Genomic DNA, 1,757 nt, shown 5'->3' on the forward strand with positions numbered 1-1,757 from the left:
GCCCCGACCTCGTCTGGCTCACCGGCTACGCGCCGCCCGCGGCCATCGAGCGGCTCACCCTGCTGGTGCTCGCCGCCGGACAGGACCCCGTACTCGTCGTGCCCACCCTGGAGGCCCCGGACGCCGAGAAGGCGGCGGGCGCGCCCGCGCTGACCCTGCGCGACTGGACCGACGGCAAGGACCCCTACGCGACGACGGCCCCGCTCCTCGACGCCGCGGGCCGCTTCGGCGTCAGCGACAACGCCTGGGCGCTGCACCTGCTCGGCCTCCAGAAGGCACTGCCCGGCACCTCGTACGTCTCCCTCACCGAGGGCCTCCCGATGCTCCGGGCCGTCAAGGACGCGGCGGAACTGGAGCGGCTGGCGGCGGCGGGAGCGGCCGCGGACGCGACGTACGAGGAGATCCTCAAGGTCTCCTTCGCCGGCCGCCGCGAGTCGGAGGTCGCCGGTGATCTCGCCGACCTGCTGCGGCGGTTCGGGCACTCACAGGTGGACTTCACGGTCGTCGGCTCGGGACCGAACGGCGCCAACCCGCACCACGAGGCGGGCGAACGCGTCATCGAGAACGGCGACATGGTCGTCCTCGACTTCGGGGGACTGAAGCACGGCTACGGCTCCGACACCTCCCGCACCGTGCACGTCGGCGAGCCGAGCGCCGAGGAGCGGCGGGTCCACGACGTCGTCCGAGAGGCCCAGGAGGCGGCGTTCCGGGCCGTACGGCCGGGCATCGCCTGCCAGGACGTCGACCGGGTCGCCCGCGCGCACATCACCGAGGCCGGGTACGGCGACCGCTTCATCCATCGCACCGGGCACGGCATCGGCGTCACCACCCATGAACCGCCCTACATGATCGAGGGCGAGGAACAGCCGCTCGTGCCCGGGATGTGCTTCTCCGTAGAGCCCGGAATCTATCTGCCGGGCCGTTTCGGAGTACGCATAGAGGACATCGTGACGGTCACCGAGGACGGCGGACGCCGCCTCAACAACACCTCCCGGGAGATGGCCGTCGTGCACTGACCACCCCCAGGAGACCCCCGGACCCCGAACGGCAGACGGCGCGACCATGACCCAGGCAGCGACACCCACCGCGGACACCGTGCGACGCCTCGTCCGCTCCCTCCTCCCGGACGGCGGCGGGCCCGAGATCCGGCCCGTCGCCGAGGGCGGCGAGCACTCCACCTGGTTCGTGGGCGCACGCCATGTGCTGCGGCTCGCCCCGGACCGCGAGGCCTCGATGCGCCAGCGGCGCGAACTGCGGCTGCGCGACCTGGTGCGCCCCCACATCGGCGTCTCCGTGCCGGTGAGCATCGCGCGCGGCGAGTGGGCCAGCGGTCTGACGTACACGCTCGACACGCTGATCCCGGGCGGCTCCGGCGAGCGGCAGGACGTCTCCGCCGTGGGCGAGGCCGACCTGGCGGGACTGCTCACGGGACTGCGCGAGGTGCCGGAGCGCCAGGCCGAGGCGTTCGGCGTGCCCAGGGCCGCGCCCCGGTCCCTCGAAGTGCTACGGACCGCCGCCGAGCGCGCCGCCGAACAGCTCGCCGCGGCCGACGAGTTCGACCCTGCCCGGCTCCAGCAGCTGACCGCGCCCGCGGCCGTCCAGCTCGCCGCGCAGCCCGGCGCCGCCTTCCTCGTCCACCACGACCTCAAGGGCGAACACCTCGTGGTCAGCGCCGACGGGCGCGTACGCGGCGTCCTCGACTGGACCGGCGCGGTGGTCGGCGACCCGGCCGAGGACATCGCGGGCCTCGCTCTCGC

At 74.0% G+C, this 1,757-nt stretch carries 2 protein-coding genes; both read left to right on the plus strand.

Annotated features, from left to right (window positions below; all coding sequences use genetic code 11):
- Nucleotides 1-1,016: aminopeptidase P family protein (locus O3Q52_RS52745; RefSeq protein WP_269655494.1), on the plus strand; the 1,016-nt coding region annotated here is incomplete at its 5' end.
- 46 nt (nt 1,017-1,062) lie between these two features.
- On the plus strand, nt 1,063-1,757 hold a 695-nt coding region (locus tag O3Q52_RS52750), incomplete at its 3' end, for an aminoglycoside phosphotransferase family protein (protein ID WP_269655495.1).

It is taken from the genome of Streptomyces sp. ActVer (genome assembly GCF_027270795.1).
Taxonomy (GTDB): domain Bacteria; phylum Actinomycetota; class Actinomycetes; order Streptomycetales; family Streptomycetaceae; genus Streptomyces; species Streptomyces umbrinus_A.